General features: G+C 39.1%; 16 protein-coding genes, 1 riboswitch and 1 other annotated feature. Of the genes, 10 read left to right on the plus strand and 6 right to left on the minus strand.

All coding sequences use genetic code 11. The annotated features are described in order from the left end of the window. Positions 1 to 347 precede the first annotated feature (347 nt). From rarD to brnQ, 3 genes are all read left to right on the plus strand, one after another. Positions 348 to 1,277, plus strand: a complete 930-nt coding sequence (rarD, locus tag CZ487_RS02890) for an EamA family transporter RarD (protein WP_077210741.1) — start codon at positions 348 to 350, stop codon at positions 1,275 to 1,277. Between the two features lie 399 nt (positions 1,278 to 1,676). After that, positions 1,677 to 1,927: a binding site (T-box leader), on the plus strand. 67 nt (positions 1,928 to 1,994) lie between these two features. Continuing rightward, positions 1,995 to 2,801, plus strand: a complete 807-nt coding sequence (locus CZ487_RS02895; RefSeq protein ID WP_084783112.1) for a YitT family protein — start codon at positions 1,995 to 1,997, stop codon at positions 2,799 to 2,801. 11 nt (positions 2,802 to 2,812) lie between these two features. After that, positions 2,813 to 4,126: a branched-chain amino acid transport system II carrier protein gene (gene brnQ, locus CZ487_RS02900; protein WP_077210743.1), complete on the plus strand. Its 1,314-nt coding sequence runs from the start codon at positions 2,813 to 2,815 to the stop codon at positions 4,124 to 4,126. 218 nt (positions 4,127 to 4,344) lie between these two features. Here the strand turns inward: brnQ and CZ487_RS02905 are convergent, their stop codons facing one another. Then, positions 4,345 to 4,665 carry a winged helix-turn-helix transcriptional regulator gene (locus CZ487_RS02905; protein ID WP_077210744.1) on the minus strand — a complete coding sequence of 107 codons (321 nt, stop codon included), beginning with the start codon at positions 4,663 to 4,665 and terminating at the stop codon, positions 4,345 to 4,347. A gap of 142 nt (positions 4,666 to 4,807) precedes the next feature. On the opposite strand from CZ487_RS02905, the gene CZ487_RS02910 reads away from it, so the two are divergent. Both CZ487_RS02910 and CZ487_RS02915 read left to right on the plus strand, forming a co-directional pair. Then, positions 4,808 to 5,407 (plus strand): NADPH-dependent FMN reductase, encoded by a 600-nt coding sequence (locus CZ487_RS02910; RefSeq protein WP_077210745.1) that lies wholly within the window; start codon positions 4,808 to 4,810, stop codon positions 5,405 to 5,407. Positions 5,408 to 5,492: 85 nt separating this feature from the next. After that, entirely contained in the window at positions 5,493 to 6,131 is a 639-nt protein-coding gene (locus tag CZ487_RS02915; RefSeq protein ID WP_077210746.1) for an NAD(P)-dependent oxidoreductase, read from the plus strand. Positions 6,132 to 6,190: 59 nt separating this feature from the next. On the opposite strand, the gene CZ487_RS02920 is transcribed toward CZ487_RS02915, so the two are convergent. Then, positions 6,191 to 6,730, minus strand: coding sequence for a helix-turn-helix domain-containing protein (locus CZ487_RS02920; protein ID WP_077211833.1), 540 nt, complete (start codon positions 6,728 to 6,730; stop codon positions 6,191 to 6,193). A gap of 252 nt (positions 6,731 to 6,982) precedes the next feature. On the opposite strand from CZ487_RS02920, the gene CZ487_RS02925 reads away from it, so the two are divergent. From CZ487_RS02925 to CZ487_RS02935, 3 genes are read left to right on the plus strand one after another with little or no spacing between them, the layout of a single operon-like run. Beyond that, on the plus strand, positions 6,983 to 7,621 hold the full coding sequence (locus tag CZ487_RS02925; RefSeq protein ID WP_077210747.1) for an alpha/beta hydrolase: 639 nt from the start codon (positions 6,983 to 6,985) through the stop codon (positions 7,619 to 7,621). A gap of 15 nt (positions 7,622 to 7,636) precedes the next feature. Next, positions 7,637 to 8,413, plus strand: a complete 777-nt coding sequence (locus CZ487_RS02930; protein WP_077210748.1) for a DODA-type extradiol aromatic ring-opening family dioxygenase — start codon at positions 7,637 to 7,639, stop codon at positions 8,411 to 8,413. Between the two features lie 16 nt (positions 8,414 to 8,429). Then, positions 8,430 to 8,840: a DoxX family protein gene (locus CZ487_RS02935; protein ID WP_077210749.1), complete on the plus strand. Its 411-nt coding sequence runs from the start codon at positions 8,430 to 8,432 to the stop codon at positions 8,838 to 8,840. Between the two features lie 670 nt (positions 8,841 to 9,510). On the opposite strand, the gene CZ487_RS02940 is transcribed toward CZ487_RS02935, so the two are convergent. From CZ487_RS02940 to CZ487_RS02955, 4 genes are all read right to left on the minus strand, one after another. Continuing rightward, the gene (locus CZ487_RS02940) at positions 9,511 to 9,999 is read right to left on the minus strand and encodes a carbonic anhydrase (RefSeq protein ID WP_077210750.1); all 489 of its coding nucleotides are present in this window, start codon (positions 9,997 to 9,999) and stop codon (positions 9,511 to 9,513) included. Between the two features lie 68 nt (positions 10,000 to 10,067). Then, complete coding sequence (locus tag CZ487_RS02945) at positions 10,068 to 12,653, minus strand: DUF2309 domain-containing protein (RefSeq protein WP_237562831.1); 2,586 nt, start codon at positions 12,651 to 12,653, stop codon at positions 10,068 to 10,070. A gap of 43 nt (positions 12,654 to 12,696) precedes the next feature. Then, the gene (locus CZ487_RS02950) at positions 12,697 to 14,196 is read right to left on the minus strand and encodes an NADH dehydrogenase subunit 5 (RefSeq protein ID WP_237562789.1); all 1,500 of its coding nucleotides are present in this window, start codon (positions 14,194 to 14,196) and stop codon (positions 12,697 to 12,699) included. Between the two features lie 158 nt (positions 14,197 to 14,354). Next, complete coding sequence (locus CZ487_RS02955; RefSeq protein ID WP_077210753.1) at positions 14,355 to 14,717, minus strand: Na-translocating system protein MpsC family protein; 363 nt, start codon at positions 14,715 to 14,717, stop codon at positions 14,355 to 14,357. Positions 14,718 to 15,094: 377 nt separating this feature from the next. On the opposite strand from CZ487_RS02955, the gene mutM reads away from it, so the two are divergent. Next, positions 15,095 to 15,898 (plus strand): bifunctional DNA-formamidopyrimidine glycosylase/DNA-(apurinic or apyrimidinic site) lyase, encoded by an 804-nt coding sequence (mutM, locus tag CZ487_RS02960; protein WP_077210754.1) that lies wholly within the window; start codon positions 15,095 to 15,097, stop codon positions 15,896 to 15,898. Positions 15,899 to 16,107: 209 nt separating this feature from the next. Beyond that, positions 16,108 to 17,091, plus strand: coding sequence for a tRNA dihydrouridine synthase (locus tag CZ487_RS02965; protein WP_077210755.1), 984 nt, complete (start codon positions 16,108 to 16,110; stop codon positions 17,089 to 17,091). A gap of 367 nt (positions 17,092 to 17,458) precedes the next feature. Further along, a riboswitch (purine riboswitch) is annotated at positions 17,459 to 17,560 on the plus strand. Positions 17,561 to 17,584 lie beyond the last annotated feature (24 nt).

Below are 17,584 nucleotides of genomic sequence, written 5' to 3' on the forward strand. Positions count from 1 at the left end.
CTTGCTAAGGGATTTCAAAATAAATCAAAAAAAATAGCATCTGCTTACCGACAGATGCTTCATTAAAGGGGGAATACATTAGTATCTTTTCCGAATAATAACTTTTTTATACAGGGATTTTTATATATTTTTAGAAAAATAGTTCACACCCATAAGAAATATAGAAAAGCAGCTTTACAAGTTCTCCAACGACAACAGCCTCTTGAACATACGGACTCTATTCGAAGAAATAATCTTGCAAGCTTGGGTAGGTTTTTAATGGAAATTTCTACAAAAATATAGAAACATAGTTTGGTTAGGCTTATAATGAACTTATTTTGAAATTAAGGAGAATAGAGGCTGTTCCAATGAAAAACAATAATATCAAAATAGGAGTCATACAAGCAGGCATTTCCTATATTCTATGGGGGATCTTTCCGATCTATTGGAAACTCCTCGAACATGTTGGTTCAAATGAAATTTTGGCCAATCGCATTTTTTGGTCTTTCCTGTCCATGATGTTGTTTCTTTCCGTAACCAAAAAAATGCCAGCTTATTGGGCTATATTAAAGGGGTTTAAACAAAACAAAAAGCAATTTTGGGCTCTTGTTGCTGCCTCTTTACTAATTAGTTGTAATTGGTATTTATATATTTGGGCGGTGAATCATGATCAAATCATTCAAGCAAGTCTGGGTTATTATATTAATCCCCTTGTAAGTATTTTACTTGGAGTTCTCTTTTTGAAAGAAAAACTATCGCCGGCACAGGTATTGTCTTTTATTATTGCGGTGGCTGGAGTGTTGATATTAAGCATCTCTTATGGACAAATGCCGTGGATCGCTCTTGCTTTAGCGATATCGTTTGGTTTATATGGACTGGCTAAAAAAATGCTTAAAGTGGACTCTGCAATTGGGTTAACATTAGAGACGATGATGGTCACTCCGATTGCATTTATTTATATAATTATTCTATTTGTTCAAGGAAATCATTCTTTGTTAGCAGGTTCAGCAACAACAGATCTATTATTGATGGCTTCCGGAGTAATTACGGCGGTTCCACTTCTTTATTTTGCAAAAGGTGCGCAAAAAATCCCTTTATCCATGCTTGGCTTTATTCAGTACATCAATCCAACTATACAGCTTTTATTAGGAGTCTTTATTTATGGCGAACATTTTAGCCGTACCCATTTATTATCCTTCATGTTCATATGGATTGCTTTGTTGCTCTATACCATATCAGGAACAAAGTTCGTAAAAAATATTGAGAATAAGCGTGAAAATAGGAAAACGAGTGCTTAAAGTGGTAACGGGTTCTCACTTGGGTATAAAAAGGATGAGATCTGTATTGAAATGAAAATTTGCCATTCTTTTTAGGGGGAGAAATTCCCGCTATTGTATAGGGAGAGGCTTAAGATGCAGAAATAAGCGGAGAAATTCCACTTATCCTCTGTAATTAACGGAAAATCCAAAGACTTGGATCATTTAACCGGAAAAAATCCCTTTATTTTTTAGGAAATATGGGTATTTCCCAATTTAAACGGAATTTTTCCCTTTATTTTTCGATCACGGATCTTATTTTGCCCAGTACGATTTCCTAGTTTGCATTTTAAAAAGTACGTCTAATAATTATCTAAATATTATTATATTAATATATTTATTGACACCGCCAGATAATTCTAATAAATTAATATTAAGAATTAGAAGTCAATGAAGAGAAAGAGTAAGAAAAGATCCCTGTTCTACAGAGAGTTGGTGCATGGTGAAAGCCGACGAACATATTTTATCTGAAAATCATCTCCGAGACGCAGAGCTGAAATTAGTAAGCACTGACGGCCTTCCACCGTTAATTGGAACACGTATGATGGTACGTTGACTAAAGAGCCGGATTGTTTCTGTTTTAGGAGACATGCGGAATATGGGTGGTAACGCGAGCACAACTCGTCCTATATAGGGCGGGTTTTTTTATTGGTGGTCATCGATCATCATAGAAATCACACTGTTAGGGGTTCAATGGTTATGAAAAATTTAATTGTCATTGTGGGTTCATTGATTGTGGCATTTGCCTTTAATTTCTTTCTGGTCCCCTACGGGATTTTAAGTAGTGGAATCAGTGGGGTGGCTATTTTGATTGGCTTAATAACGCCATTTGATATTGGTTTAATGAACCTCTTGCTGAATCTACCTTTAATTATTCTAGGATACTATAAACTCGGAAAGGTGATTACGATCAACACATTGATTTGTGTTGTGTCAGTGTCGGTTTTCCTCTACTTGCTGCCAGTCATTCCGGTGACAGACAATATCTTGTTGTCAACGATTTTTGGAGGAATTATAGGGGGCATCGGAATCGGGTTGATTTTAAAGTACTCGGGGACGTCTGGTGGGTTAGATATTATTGCAATCATCCTTTCTCGTACGAGTAATGTCAGCGTGGGCCTTCTTTTAACTGCTATGAATGGCATCATTGTTCTGATTTCTGGCGCAGCTTTCAATTGGAATATCGCTTTATATACACTTTTGTCTATATATATTACTGGAAAAATGATTGATAACATCCACACAAATCATATCAAATTAACGATGCAGATTGTCACGTCCAAAGGCGAAATTATCCGGGATGAGTTATTGAAGACAGTCTATCGGGGAATTACCATCACAGAGGGGTATGGGGGATACACGAAAGAGAAGAAGGACATTTTAATGACGGTCGTAACACGATACGAAATGCCGCAAATCAAAAAAATCGTCCGTACCCATGATGAAACTGCTTTTATTAATATATTTGAAACGATTGAAGTCGATGGTACTTTCGCCAAGAACTAGGAGGATCACAAATGAGTAGAAAAAATGTAGTGTTTTCAGGATTTATGCTCTTTTCGTTATTTTTTGGAGCAGGTAATTTAATATTTCCGCCTTTTCTTGGCATGGAATCAGGCAGCCATTTTGTTGCGGCGATCGCTGGGTTTATTTTAACAGCTGTATTCTTGCCTTTTTTAGCTATTATATCTGTCTCGCTTTCAAATAATGGACTATTATCTATTGGAGAACGTGTTCACCCTGTGTTTGGGGTTGTTTTTGCCATTGTTATTTATATGTCCATTGGAGCTTTATATGGCATCCCGCGAGCATCAAATGTAGCGTATGAATTAGGATTTATGCAAGTGGTTCATGTCGAGGGTTGGCTGCCATTGTTATTATTCTCGGTGGTTTTCTTTGGTTTAACGTATGCACTTAGCATTAATCCGAAAAAAATTATTGACCTTGTTGGACAGTTTCTTACACCAGCACTGCTCTGTGTTCTAACAATACTGTTTGTACGTGCCTTTTTTACCTTTACGTACATGGATGCACCTGCTTCTGAAAAGTATCAATCCAATGCGTTCTTAAAAGGATTTCTGGAAGGATATTTCACTATGGATGCGGTCGCAGCCCTTGCGTTTGGGATTGTCATCATCAATGGGTTAAAAGATAAAGGAGTGACACGGAAAAAGGATTTAATAAAAGGAACAGTCTTGGCTGGGCTCATAGCAGCGGGGGGCTTAATTGTCGTTTATTTATCTCTTGGCTGGATTGGACGGGTATTGCCACATGACAAACCACTTTTAAATGGTGCCGAAATCTTAGTGTTCGCCTCTCAGCAGTTATTTGGCTACGGCGGAAATGTGTTATTCGGCGTGATCGTGATCTTAGCCTGCTTAACTACTTGCGTCGGCCTCATTAATGCCTGTGCCCGTTTTTTTAATGAGATTTTTCCGAGATTTTCTTATAAAAAATATGTACTCATTTTTACTATCATTGGGCTGCTCTTTACAAATTTCGGTCTAGATATGATTTTACAAATCGCAACACCATTACTAGTTTTCATCTATCCTATCGCGATCGTTCTGGTGATCCTTTCATTATTCCAGCACTTTGTTGGAACAAGTAGAAAAATGTACATCTGTTCCGTTTCAGTGGCAACCTTATTTGCACTATACGATGTGTTAGCAACCTTTAATATCCAGATCGAAGCAGTACATTATTATTTTACTCTTCTACCTTTGTATGGGAATGGTCTTGGCTGGACGGTCCCTACTCTCTTGGCGGCAGTTGTCGGGTATGTTTTGGATATTAGACGGGAGGCAGTTGTGTACAGCTCTGAAATTTAATGGTTTGGTATAGTAATAGTGAAAAAAGACCACCTTTGGTGGTTTTTTTCATATATAGACTAGATATCTAATAGTGACTTTTATTTTGATTATGAAACACTACTAGATAAATTGAAAAAAGACATGGGCAGAAGTGGTTTTGATAAGGTATCACTCTGTTCATGTCTTTTTTTTAATCTTTTACATGTTTTATAAGACAATATATGACCCATTAAGAATCACTCAGATTCTTGCGTCACCCACTGCTGAGACCAGTTTTCAATTGTTCTTAAAATCGGTTCAATTGATTTTCCTTTTTCTGTTAAAGAGTACTCGATCACTACGGGTGTTTCGGGGATTACCACACGCTTAACGACATCTTTATGCTCCAATTCCTTTAAACGGTCAGATAACACTTTTCCACTAATCCCTATCGCCGATTGAATGTCTTTGAATCGCTGGGAGCCAGACAATAATTGATAAATCAATAATGCGGTCCACCTTTGACTTAATAATGAAATAGCTTTTTCAAACTTAGGGCAAATCGTTGGCTGATTCATCTTGTGACTACACCTCACCTATTTTCATTATACCATAAAAATCCAGTTGATTAACAAAAAATAATCTAGTTACTTGACAAAAATATGTTATATAAATAAACTTAGTTACATAAAGTAAGTTATTAAAAAGGAGAAACCAAGAATGGGCTTTATTGAAAAATTATTTGGTAAACAAACGAAGGAGGAAGAAACCATGACAACAGAAAAATTAAACATTGGGATTATCTTAGGAAGTACTCGTGAAGGACGTGTAAGTCCTCAAGTAGGAGAATGGGTAAAAGGAATTGCTGACAAACGTGGAGACGCAAATTATGAAATCGTAGATATTGCTGATTTTCAACTTCCGTTTTTAGGAACAACTGATGGAACGGAGCCTGGCATTACGGCGTGGAATGAAAAGCTAGCAAGCCTAGATGGGTATGTGTTCATTGTTCAAGAATACAACCACAGTATTACTGGTGCATTAAAGAACGCGATCGATTTTGCCCGTGAAGCATGGTATAACAAGGCAGCTGGTATCGTAAGCTACGGCTCAACTGGCGGGGCACGTGCTGCTGAGCATTTACGAGGGATTCTAGGGGAAATTAAAGTTGCAGATGTTCGTACACATCCAACTCTCTCCCTTTTCACAGATTTTGAGAATATGAGTGAATTTAAACCACAAGAATTACATCTCGATAATGTAACGGCGATGCTTGATGAAGTTATTGCTTGGAGTGGCGCATTAAAAACGTTACGTTAAGGTGAAACCTTATCAATAAATGGTATGAGAATATCAAACACTAATCGTGTTTGATATTCCTTTTTAAAGAAAGGAGTGCGTTAATATGAAAATTGGCATTATTGGGGCAAGTGGGAAAGCAGGCAGTCTGATTTTAAAGGAAGCCGTTAGCCGAGGACATGAAGTTACAGCTATTGTAAGGGATAAGTCAAAACTTAACGACACGAATATTGCGGTAATAGAGAAAAATATATTCGATCTTACGCAGGATGATGTAAAGCAGTTTGAAGTAATTGTAAATGCTTTCGGTGCTCCACTTGGAGAAGAGCAAGCCCATGTGGATGCTGGACATGCTTTAATCGAGGCTTTAAAAGGAACAAATACAAGAGTCATCATTGTGGGTGGTGCTGGAAGCCTTTATGTGGATAAAAATAAGACGGTTAGGTTAATTGAAACACCTGAATTTCCAGACTTTGTGAAACCAACAGCAAAAGGGCAAGGACGAAATTTGCAAGAATTGGAGACAACAACTGACCTTACATGGACATTTATCAGTCCTTCTGCCGTCTTTGATGCGGAAGGAAAAAGAACGGGGTCTTATCAGTCAGGAAAAGATCATCTTCTTATCAATTCAAAAGGGGATAGCTATATCAGCTATGCTGATTATGCGATTGCCGTTGTAGATGAAATAGAAAATCCACAGCACTTGAACGAACGTTTTACTGTTGTAGGTGAAGCAAAGTAAAAAAGGATTGAGTCAACACGTGAAGTAGAAAAGTGGAGGGGACTCTCCACTTTTCTTAATTAAAAAATATCTTTAAAATCTGTATCCGAATGAAGGGCAATCAATACCATGGCTGATTCATCGCCGATATTTTTCACGAAATGCGGGACACTTGCATTCCAGCTGAATGAGTCTCCTTCTTCCAAAATCATTGAATCCTCGCCTTGTTCAGCAAGTATTTTTCCTTTTAGCACTAAATGGCTTTCTTCACCCTCATGGACATTGGGCTCTCCCATCGAACTATCAGGAGGAAACTCCACGATCATCATTCGTAATCCGCCTTTAGACGCTAAATGTTCTACAGTTAACCCATTGTATGAAGAATGGCCTCTTTCATTTTTCTTTACCACTTTCATATGCTGTTTCTTTTCTAACAACAGATAGGGAAGTGGCACGCCGAGAAAGCTTGCAATCGTTTGCAAAGTATTGATCGACGGAGAAGTATTATTGTTTTCCACATTGCTGATAAAACCTTTTGATAGTCCTGTCCCTTCACACATTTGGGTAATGGTGATTTTTTTCTTCTTACGTATTGCCCTAATTTTTCCGCCAATATCCAGTGTACTCACCTCTTGAGTTTCTTTATAGAAAACTTATATTTATATTAACAAAAAAGTCATTGACTTTCTATCTATATCTTGTTACCTTATAGATAATTAATATTCATATAAGAAAACTTTTTTTATGTTTGTTATTATGTATATATTTGCTTTAATTCATTTGGCTTAAAACGATGGAAGGAACTGCTAATAACCAACCATCTCACAAATACAAGAAAGAAATTGAACTGATTTTAGAAGGGAGGAATCGCCTTGAATTCAACCATGGTCTATGAACTTCGCCACCCTTCAGAGGTTGATTCTCAGAAAAAATATCCCGCACTATTTTTGATGCATGGAATGGGAAGTAATGAACAAGATCTCCTCGGTTTGGCAAAAGGATTGGAAGAACATTTTTATATTTTCAGTATAAGAGGCCCATTATCACAACCTCCTGGATTTGCCTTCTTTCCTATCGAAGGATTCGGGAAACCGCATCGGGAAGGATTCGATCAAGTGGTTAGTGAGCTGACCAGCTTTATTGAAGAGACAATCGAACAATATCCAATTGATAAGAGTCGACTCTATTTAATGGGCTTTAGCCAAGGGGCTATTTTATCAATGACATTAGGGTTGACGTTAGGGAATCAAATAAAAGGGATTATCGCCTTAAGTGGGTACATTCCTCAATTTGTCAAAGAAGAGTACAATCTTCAACCTGTCAATGATTTATCCATCTATATTTCGCATGGTGAATTGGACAATGTACTGCCTTTTGCATGGGGGCAAGCAAATCATGAGTATTTTAAGAAGTTGGGAGCAAATGTTAGCTTTCATTCGTATAAGGAAGGCCACACCGTCTCATTGGAAAACTATCGAGACTTTAGGCAATGGCTTCACGAAAATCGATAAGGGAGGAAAAAACCTATGATGCCAGCATTTTTTATTGCGCATGGAGCACCACTTTTAGCGCTTGAAAATAATGAATATACCCAAGCTTTACAGCAATTAGGGAAGACCCTGCCAAAGCCCAAGGCAATCATTTTGTTTTCAGCTCATTGGGAATCACAAGTTCAGCTCGTGAGTGACGTAGAAGAATACAGCACGATCTATGATTTTGGCGGATTTCCAGAAGAACTCTATCAAATTCAATATCCGGCCAAAGGCAAGAAGGAGTTAACAAAGGAAATAGAAGAATTGTTCGCAAAAGAAGGCATCTCGTTCCAAGTTGACACACGCCGAGGCTTGGATCATGGGGCATGGGTTGTTCTTCGTCTTCTATATCCAAATGCAGATGTTCCGGTTATTGCGATGTCGGTCAATCAGCATTTAAGCCCTGAAGAGCAGTATAAAATTGGGAAGTCCTTGTCTTCTTTAAGAGAAAAAGATGTCATGATCATTGGCAGTGGGGGAACGGTTCATAACCTCCGTGCGCTAAGATGGTCGGACAATGGTGTCGAGGAATGGGCATTGGGATTTGATGAGTGGATCGCGCAGCAGTTAAAAAATTGGGATACCCAATCGCTGATCAATTATTATGATCTAGCACCAGGTGCTGAAATAGCTGTCCCTCATTACGGGAAAGAGCATTTTGTTCCACTTTTTTATGCAATGGGTGCAGGCGATCGGGAAAAGAACGCAACATTGGTACATCGCAGTTATCGATACGGAAACTTAAGCCATAGTGTATGGCAATTTAATTAACATGGAGGAGAAAAAAATGAATCAAAAATTTGAAATAACTACACTAATTTTGCGTGTTGTATTGGGGATTACGTTCTTTGTGCATGGCTTGGATAAATTTCAAGGCGGGATTGAAAATACAGCTGGCTGGTTTGCAAGCATTGGCCTGCCAGGATTTTTAGCTTATGGTGTTGCAGTGATAGAGCTTGTTGGAGGAATTCTGCTAATTATTGGATTGGCAAGTCGAGTGGTTTCAGGTCTATTAGCTGTCGTCATGATTGGTGCGATTTTAAAAGTGAAAATTGCAGCAGGCTTCTTAGGGGGATACGAACTAGATTTAGCGTTGTTAGCCATGGCTGCAGTGATTGCGATAAATGGCAGTAAGTTGCTTGCAGTTGATCAATTTCTTTTTAAAGGGAACAAGAATCAGAACGATATAGCTGCTTAATTAGTATCGATCAAAAGGCAACTTCAAGTTAAACTGTACCCTATAGAGTAGACACTTAAAAAAGGTCTGCCCTATAGGGTGCTTTTTTGTATAATGAACAAAACGGGGAATCGGAGAAAACAAAGGGTATAGGGGTATTTCTATGGAAAAGTCGCGCTGTTGTTTCAGTAAAAAGGGAAACTTTTCATAGTTCGTAACAGAGACTTAACAATTCTTAATACAGGTTTTTTAATTTAGTAATATAGTTTTGTTAAAGTAAAGCTAGGTGAGATAGCACGAGTGGCTATTATGATATTTGGCGAAGGAGGGGCCAAATATTCTTTAAAGATATTTTAAATATGTGTTGATGAAAACAATACATTCTACGCTTCCGATTATGGTTTTTAAAAGGATGCTTACATAATTGACTAGATCGTTCTTAGTAATTCTTCATAAAAGTCTCTCGCGTTTCTACAGGAATGATTTTTACCTTAACACGATCCTCTTTGCGGAAATGATATTGATTCCGTTTGACATAGAGCTTGAGGACCATCCCCGCGCTTTTAAAATGATTTGAACAACAAATATAGTACAATTGTGCCGGCATAACAATTCAATGCCAGCACTTTATACTTTGAGAATCTTCTTGAAAAAGCGATAGAAAGATTGCCATATGGCCCATAATCTTGTGTTATTGATTCACAGCCGCAAGTTCGCCTAGTTGTTTATTAATCAACAATCCATGTATTTTCACATCGGCTGGTACCAACGGATGCTGGCGAATGATTTCCACGCTCTTTTTGACACTGTCCGCAATATCTTCACTGACATCTAACCAGTCCCTAATCCCAGCACCAGAGAATTCTGGTTTGCAATTTCGCAATAGATAATCTACTGTTTTTAGCTTATTTTTATTTTTTAATGAAAGAAGACTTTGGATATCTACCGAAACATTTCTCTTATCCTTTGTCCCTACTACAAATATCTCTTCCACATTTTCCTGATAAATAGCAAGAATGATAGATCTCATAATATCTCCATATGGATGTGAAATGTCAGGGCTATAGCTTTGAATAAATAACATATTATCAGGTGAAATATTCGTCTCTTGTTGCAGGATTGTCTCTAACCCAATTTCCATGTCTGTTAAAAATAAAGCCTTTTTGTTTTTATGATTCATATCGTACACCCTTTCATCTATATTGATTAAAGCTTCTATGAATTCTTAACGCCGTTCCACTTATAAGGTTACCAATTTTCCCAATATCCTTTTGGGTCAACACTTGCTAGTCGAACCCAGCCATTTTGAACTTTTTGCTTGAACACCTCATCACGATCTAATAACCTTTGCACATACTCCCTGGGCGCTTGGATGACAATGAGCAAACGAAGAGGCGCGTGATAAGCTTCTTCATCCGATTTCATCACAGATTGCCACGGAAGTCCGGTTAACAAATCACTCGAAGTTCCCTGCATGACACCGAGACCTGCGGTGACCGTTTGTGTCGCTTTATTCCCACTGCCATAGTAATGCGGTGCAACGGTGGAGGCATAATACTGTAAATTTATCCATTGAGCGACCGTTCCCGGGCCGGCAATAATGTTCGCAAGCACTTCACCGTCTTGGTCGTGTTTCCAATGATAATTATGAAGAAACACTCTTCCTTCTAAATCACAATTTTGTGTCAGCTTCCGTTCTCCAATAATAAAAGCTGCATTACGAGCCAATCCCCATTCAGGACGTATTTCACTCCAGTCTTCTGCCAATCGGTATGCCTCAGTTTTCGGATTTTTAAGATGGTTTGTGATAGTAGGTAATTGTGATAACCCCTCTGCATTAGCTTGATCACTTACTTTTGGTAAGGCTGCCTCTGTCATATCAAACGCTGCTTGAGCGGATTTCGATAGTGTAGGAACATAGAGCCATTTTAAATCGTTCGTTGTGGTATTATGCTCAGCTGCCACGAAAACCGTTTCCTCTGGAATGTCAATGCCTTCAGACGATAGAACTTCTCTGATCTCCTCCAAATTGCACAACGTTGCCAACACCCGGGCATTGAATCCTCCTGAAGCTCCTCCGCATGCACCGCAGTCAAGGGAAGCCGCATAGGGGTTGTTTGTGCTGTGACTTCCGTGTCCGCAAATCACGACTAGAGGGGCGAAGTTTTTGGTCAATCCCATCATTTTAAGCGTTTGACGTACATAGTTGACTTGTTCCTTTTGGGAAAATCCATTAGAAATCTCAGATTTAAAATCGCGAACAGAATGAAGGGAAAGCTCCGTATCGGGTTTGCGCAGCCATGAATCGCGCAAATTACGCAGGAAAGATCCTGCTTTTTGCGGGAGAAAACTGCGTGCCAGCATTTGAAGCGCGAGCCACGGTCCACTTACCTCCGGTAATAGTAAGCTTGGAACGGTATTCTGTTTCATCGTTTTAAATGTATAACCGAGAGATTCTACAGCTTGCTTACGCTGCTGGTATTGCTGCAGCTCATTTTCATCCGAACGTTCCTCTATTTGATGCTTCGGTTTATGCATCACTGGTAACGAGGAATGGGTATGTTTACTGCCAAGCTCACGAGTTTCAATTGGCAGTCCAAAAAAACCAGCCACACCCAATGTTTCAAAAGGTCCCTCTTTTTCCAGGTAACGTCTAAAAGGTTCTGAACGAACATCAATACAAAAGGCAAATTGTGCTAACTTAGGGGTGGTCTCCTGTTTTGGATGCTGCCTCGATAAGATTTTCTGGCTTAATTGGTCTGTATAGGTTTGTTCCCATGCCTCGAGCCAAATTTTTTTACGAATCTTCTCATGAAAAGTATAGGCAAATGTTAAATAATTTTTTTGTTGATGAGCACGCATCCTCGACCAGTTATCGAATGTCAGCCCGCCATAATGGATCCAAGCTGCGATAAGTGATTTCATTTGTACTTTTGTTTTCCGATATTCTTTGGCCAAAGGCAGGTGAGGCTTCACCAAAACCCACTCCATAGATAATCGAACAGCTAAATACTCTAACAACAGAGACTGTTCATGTTTCAACTGTTGTGAACGCCACAGCATCATGCCTGCCCAGCCAGGCAAAGAAAGTAAATGTCCTTCAAGATAACGCTGTCTGTCTAGCCGGGGAATGTCCATTGCTGATAGTGCTGCTTCCAAAGCTGATTCTGCATCTTGCGGCCAATGTTGAAAAATTTTACGCTGAGTTTTGCTTAATGCAGGGTCGTACTGTATGAGACGATTCCAGGATTGATAAAATCCCTCATCGCGTTTCGGCATTGACCATCCCGCCTGAGAGTCATCTAGATATAACTTGCACCATTTAATGATGTGATGATCAAGCAGCTCGGCCAATTTCTCTTCACCCTTGTGCTTGATCACCATGCTTAAGGGCTGAATAGGGAAATTCTCGGACATTTCTAACTTCCCATTTTCAACCTTCTCTGCCCATATCTTTAGTTCAGGTGATGTTAAAAGATGAACAGGGATTTCTTCAAATCTTAGGGAAGCGCGGCAGAAACGCTCGGCCACTTCTCGTGGAATGGTAGACGAATTTGCGTTTAGCCAGCGCTGCAACTCCATTTCTAAGAAATCTTCATCAATCTCTCCACGATTTTTTGCTGATAGAATCATAGAGGTGCTGGGATAGATTTCTACATTTCGAGTGTTTTTTAACCAGTCTGCCACCTCTTCAAATGTCTGTTCTTCCAGCCCCACCCAGGGATGACGAGCAGCAAAAGTCGCAATCGGTCCATTTGGTGCGATCACTCGGCTGGCTGAGCTAACTAAAGTTTTTATAGAAACAGCTTTTTGTTCATTCTTTTGTGCATCCATTTGGTTAAGTAAAGTAGGGGAAATACTCATCACCATAACCTCCTTATGACAGATATTGTTTTAAATAATAAGGATGACTTTCAGTCGATCTTGCTTCACCTTCTCCTACCTTTACGAACAATAGATAGAGCCTGGCGAAAAAAGCAGAAGAGTGATTACGAGAAGCAAGCACACCGATTATACTGCCAAGTATTAAGAGACAGATGACCATCACGATGATTGACGATGGCAGTTGAATACTTTGATAAACAGCTGTATGTAACCATTGATCGAAAATACTGTGTAAAAGAAAGTAAACGATGGAAGAGCCCGCCAAAACGAAAAGACCTGCCAAGCGATCAATTCTTCCTTTTCCGAAAGCCACCAGTTGCGTCCAAGAAAACGATAATGACCACCCTAATATGAGCGCATTAACAAAGGTATATGCCCCGCCAGAACCCAGCTGCCAATACGCAACGCCCAGAAGGACGCCTAATCCATAACCAGCCACGATCCATAAATAGGACGGTCTTTTCTTCACGTGGTTAGAACCTTCATGCCGTTGTAATGCCGAACCAGACTGTAGAAAAAGAGTTGCCTTGAACAAACCATGTAATACCAGGTGAATAATCGCTGCCAGATAGGCACCTAATGCACATTGAATGAGCATAAAACCCATCTGAGCAATCGTAGAGCCCACCAACTGCCGTTTGTAGTCCACCTGTACCAAGCTGATTCCTGTACCGATGACCACAGAAATACTGGCAAGAACGAGCAAAAGGATCTGGGCTATATCGCCATTTAACAGCAGCGCGAACCGCGTTAGGATAATTCCGCCCGCATTTACAATTCCAGCATGCATGATAGCAGAAACGGGTGTAGGAGCCACAACCGATTCAATTAACCATTTTTGAAAGGGCCATTGTGCGGCTGGAATCATGACAGCCACAACCAACAATAAATTGATTCCTGTTTTTTCCCATGAATCTATGTGGGCTAGACGATCAGGGGTCAAGGCAAGAGACAGCTTCCAGCTTCCTGTGGTTTGAAAAAGCCAGATCACGGCCAATAAAAGAGCCACCCAGCTACCTGCAAATATACGGCTAGAACGTCTTGCGGCTGCTCTCGTAACCTTCCAGTTTTTATTTAAGCTGATCAAGATCGTTAACCCGATAAGTGTGATGCCCCAGCTGCAGACCATCAATCGAAGGTCATCGCTTAACCAGGAAACAGATGCAGCACCCGTAATGATCGTAAAAAGGATAAAGTATTTTCGGTAAGAACGATCTCCTAGTAAATATCTGACCGAAAAACGCTGGATGACGACCCCAATTGTGAGTACAAAACACGCCATTAGCCAAGCCAAGGAATCCAGGTGCAGGGGGCCTATATTATGCTTTACACTGTTGTTAAAAAGAGCCATCAAGGATACAAAAGCAGGTAATGAAATGATGCCTATGTGAAAACGTACATATCCCAAGGGAACACGTTGGAACAAGAATAGTAATCCACTTAATATAGATAAAAAAAGCGTGATAAAAAATAATGTAAGCAGCATCGACATATAACTCCCCTCCATTCAATTCGACCGCAGCGAAACTTGATCCATTCACTCATTAAGAAATAAAAAAACCGGCAACTAGTATCAATGGTTTTACTCACTGATACAAAGCTGCCGGTTTATTTTTAACTGGCTCTTACAGCCTTTTAAAAATCTCCCGATTATAATTTTTTCTCTAAGTCATTTAATAGCCTGAAAACCATTACACGTTCTCCGGTTACAGTACTTAAATCCGTATGAAAGCTTTTGACTTCTTCCCCCGTTATGGATAAAATAATTTCTTTTAATTGATCTAAGCCTGATTCCACTAACTCAGAACGAGTATTTTTGATAGACAGCATGCCTTCTTTCGATTGACAAACCGTGTATTCGGCAGGTGTTAAGATGCCCTGCAGGTAGACAAGTATCAAGTCACGTAAAATATCTGTTTTAACGGAAACAGATCCACGCCCAAGAAAATCCTTTTCCCAATGAGTGATCGCTTTGCTTATTTCTGCTTCAATGGAGCCTTTTGTTCTTTTCATATGTACGTCCTCCTGAACAAAAAAACGGTATATCCCTAGACTTGTTCCTCCATGTCTAGAGATATACCGATTTATCTTATTTTATACTTCTTACTTTTATTACTAATGCTTTTTCATCCTATCAATTTCTTAATTAATAGAATGCTAAAGCCTTTTTTAAGATTAAGAAGGTAAATAACATCACTCGGTTATTAATTTATTAATATTTTAGTCTCAATTATTATTCATGTCAATACATATTTTATTCCGCTGTTATGTAACTACTTTGTTTAATATATATAGTATTTTTCTGTTGGAGTATATATTCTCCATTATTCATGTTCTCCTGTCAGTAGGAAATACTGTAAATACAGTTTTTAAAAATGGAGGAAAAGATTATGCCTGAATTGCCTGAGATGGAAACATATAAAGCATTATTAAGTACATTGATTGGCGGTCAAAAGATTACAAATGTTGTGATAGGGCGGGAAAAGTCAATTAATGTACCAGTTGATAAGTTTACTATGGAAGTTGCAAATCAGACGGTAAAGACAATAAACAGAAGGGCTAAGTATTTAATTTTCCAGCTGCAGAATGGTTCATGTTTACTGCTGCATCTGATGCTGGGGGGATGGATGTTTTTTGGCAAAGAGGAAGACAAACCAGACCGAACCATTCAAGTAAAACTATCTTTCGGTGACCAGCATCTGTTTTTTATCGGACTACGCTTAGGTTATTTGCATATTTTATCACCTGAAATGGTTAAAGAAGAGTTTGAAAAATTAGGACCTGAACCGATTAATCCTCAATTCACATTTAATGCTTTTCAACAGCTTATGGAAAAAAGAAAAGGAGCGATAAAAACGGCATTAATTAATCAAGAAGTAATGGCAGGAATAGGGAACGGGTATTCAGATGAAATTCTTTGGCATGCCGAGCTTCGACCAGATAAAAAAATCCAAGAATTTGACAACCAACAATTAACCCGGCTATATAACTCGATTCAATTCATTCTTAAAAGAGGTATCAATCAAGGAGGATATATGGATAATCCGCTATATAAGGGGGATGGCAGAACCGGAGGCTATCAATTTTTTGTTCATGACAGGGAAGGTGAAGAATGCTCGCGCTGCCATGCACCTATTGTCAAAGAAGAGATGTCTTCCCGGAAGACATATTTTTGTCCCAATTGCCAGCATTAATGTGCTGCATTATACAATCCGGAAATGGAGTGCTTAGTTCGGTATTAACGTATAACCCTTAAAGTACTTCTTATCAAATTAATCATTCCAATCAATTTGATAAAAAGTGCTTAAGCATGGTATAAGTGTAAAAGAAATAGGGACATTTTGCTTTTATATTTTGTGATAAAGGGTTTGCATTTGTCCATAGAGAGGATTTGAATTTAAATATGATAGATAATTTTTGGAATGATTTACCCCGTCCCTTTTTTATCCTGGCACCAATGGAAGATGTGACGGATGTTGTATTCCGCCATGTTGTGAGTGAAGCAGCCAGACCTGATGTGTTCTTTACAGAGTTTACAAACAGTGAGAGCTATTGTCATCCAGAGGGGATCAAAAGTGTGCGCGGGCGTTTGACTTTCACAGAAGATGAACAACCAATTGTTGCTCATATATGGGGGGATAAGCCCGAATACTTCAGTCAAATGAGCATTGGTATGGCGAAACTAGGCTTTCGGGGTGTGGACATCAATATGGGCTGTCCTGTACCTAATGTGGCAGAGAACGGAAAGGGATGCGGCCTGATCCGTCGTCCGGAAGTTGCAGCAGAGTTAATACAAGCAGCAAAAGCAGGAGGGTTGCCCGTAAGTGTAAAGACGAGGCTTGGTTTCACGGATGTAGACGAATGGCGAGACTGGCTAACACATATATTGAAACAAGATATTGTTAATCTTTCCATTCATCTTCGTACGAGGGAGGAAATGAGCAAGGTACCTGCTCATTGGGAACTGATCCCGGAGATCAAAAAACTTCGTGACGAAGTGGCACCAAACACCCTTTTGACGATTAATGGAGACATTCCTGACCGGCAGACTGGCTTGGAGCTGGCTCATCAATATGGTGTTGATGGGGTTATGATTGGGCGTGGTATATTCAATAATCCATTTGCTTTTGAAAAAGAGCCGAAAAATCATAGCAGTGAGGAATTGCTTGATCTCTTAAGATTGCATCTGGATCTCCATGATAAATATTCAAAGTTAGAGCTGCGTCCGTTCAAGGCTCTTCATCGCTTTTTTAAGATATATGTCAAAGGATTTCGAGGGGCGAGTGAGTTAAGAAATCAATTAATGAATACAAATTCAACAGATGATGTGCGTCATATGCTTGATAACTTTGCGTCAAAGAATCATGATGTGGTGGGGAAACAGTAAAAGTTAAGCCTAAAACAGTTAGAGTTTATACTAAGCGTTAATTGGCTGGTGTGAAAGCGGCATTGTACCGAATTCATTCCAGCCTGTTTTTGTATGCTTTTATTAAAGGATAATCCATATACTTCATTAATTATTCTATTAGTCTACAACATCAAATTCATTCTATATTATGATAGACATATCAGTAAAACCGCAGGTAAATAGAATGGGGGCGAAATATGTTTTTTATTGGATTAACTGTAATGGAACTTCCGTGGTTTTGGTAGGAAGTCATAAATTCCCACATATGGTCAATATAAAAACTTAATAAACTGAAAATAAGTGGGGTTATTGACTAAAGAAATGTTCCTTGTTAAGATTCTTTTTATTAATTTATTTATTATTACCTTGTATATGTTCGAGAATATGGCTCGAACGTCTCTACCGGGCTGCCATAAATAGCCTGTCTACAAGGGTCAATGAAAGAGTATCTACCTGACTCATAGTTGTCCTT

The organism is Robertmurraya dakarensis (assembly GCF_900156875.1).
GTDB classification, from domain to species: domain Bacteria; phylum Bacillota; class Bacilli; order Bacillales; family Cytobacillaceae; genus Robertmurraya; species Robertmurraya dakarensis.

Excerpts from the sequence above, each read along its gene's own strand:
- CZ487_RS02955 (WP_077210753.1), bottom strand. The coding sequence starts at position 14,717 with ATGAAAAGAACAAAAGGCTCCATTGAAGCAGAAATAAGCAAAGCGATC.
- CZ487_RS02950 (WP_237562789.1), bottom strand. The coding sequence starts at position 14,196 with ATGTCGATGCTGCTTACATTATTTTTTATCACGCTTTTTTTATCTATA.
- CZ487_RS02965 (WP_077210755.1), top strand. The coding sequence starts at position 16,108 with ATGATAGATAATTTTTGGAATGATTTACCCCGTCCCTTTTTTATCCTG.
- CZ487_RS02910 (WP_077210745.1), top strand. The coding sequence starts at position 4,808 with ATGGGCTTTATTGAAAAATTATTTGGTAAACAAACGAAGGAGGAAGAA.
- CZ487_RS02895 (WP_084783112.1), top strand. The coding sequence starts at position 1,995 with ATGAAAAATTTAATTGTCATTGTGGGTTCATTGATTGTGGCATTTGCC.
- brnQ (WP_077210743.1), top strand. The coding sequence starts at position 2,813 with ATGAGTAGAAAAAATGTAGTGTTTTCAGGATTTATGCTCTTTTCGTTA.
- CZ487_RS02945 (WP_237562831.1), bottom strand. The coding sequence starts at position 12,653 with ATGGATGCACAAAAGAATGAACAAAAAGCTGTTTCTATAAAAACTTTA.
- rarD (WP_077210741.1), top strand. The coding sequence starts at position 348 with ATGAAAAACAATAATATCAAAATAGGAGTCATACAAGCAGGCATTTCC.
- CZ487_RS02905 (WP_077210744.1), bottom strand. The coding sequence starts at position 4,665 with ATGAATCAGCCAACGATTTGCCCTAAGTTTGAAAAAGCTATTTCATTA.
- CZ487_RS02940 (WP_077210750.1), bottom strand. The coding sequence starts at position 9,999 with ATGAATCATAAAAACAAAAAGGCTTTATTTTTAACAGACATGGAAATT.
- mutM (WP_077210754.1), top strand. The coding sequence starts at position 15,095 with ATGCCTGAATTGCCTGAGATGGAAACATATAAAGCATTATTAAGTACA.
- CZ487_RS02935 (WP_077210749.1), top strand. The coding sequence starts at position 8,430 with ATGAATCAAAAATTTGAAATAACTACACTAATTTTGCGTGTTGTATTG.
- CZ487_RS02915 (WP_077210746.1), top strand. The coding sequence starts at position 5,493 with ATGAAAATTGGCATTATTGGGGCAAGTGGGAAAGCAGGCAGTCTGATT.
- CZ487_RS02930 (WP_077210748.1), top strand. The coding sequence starts at position 7,637 with ATGATGCCAGCATTTTTTATTGCGCATGGAGCACCACTTTTAGCGCTT.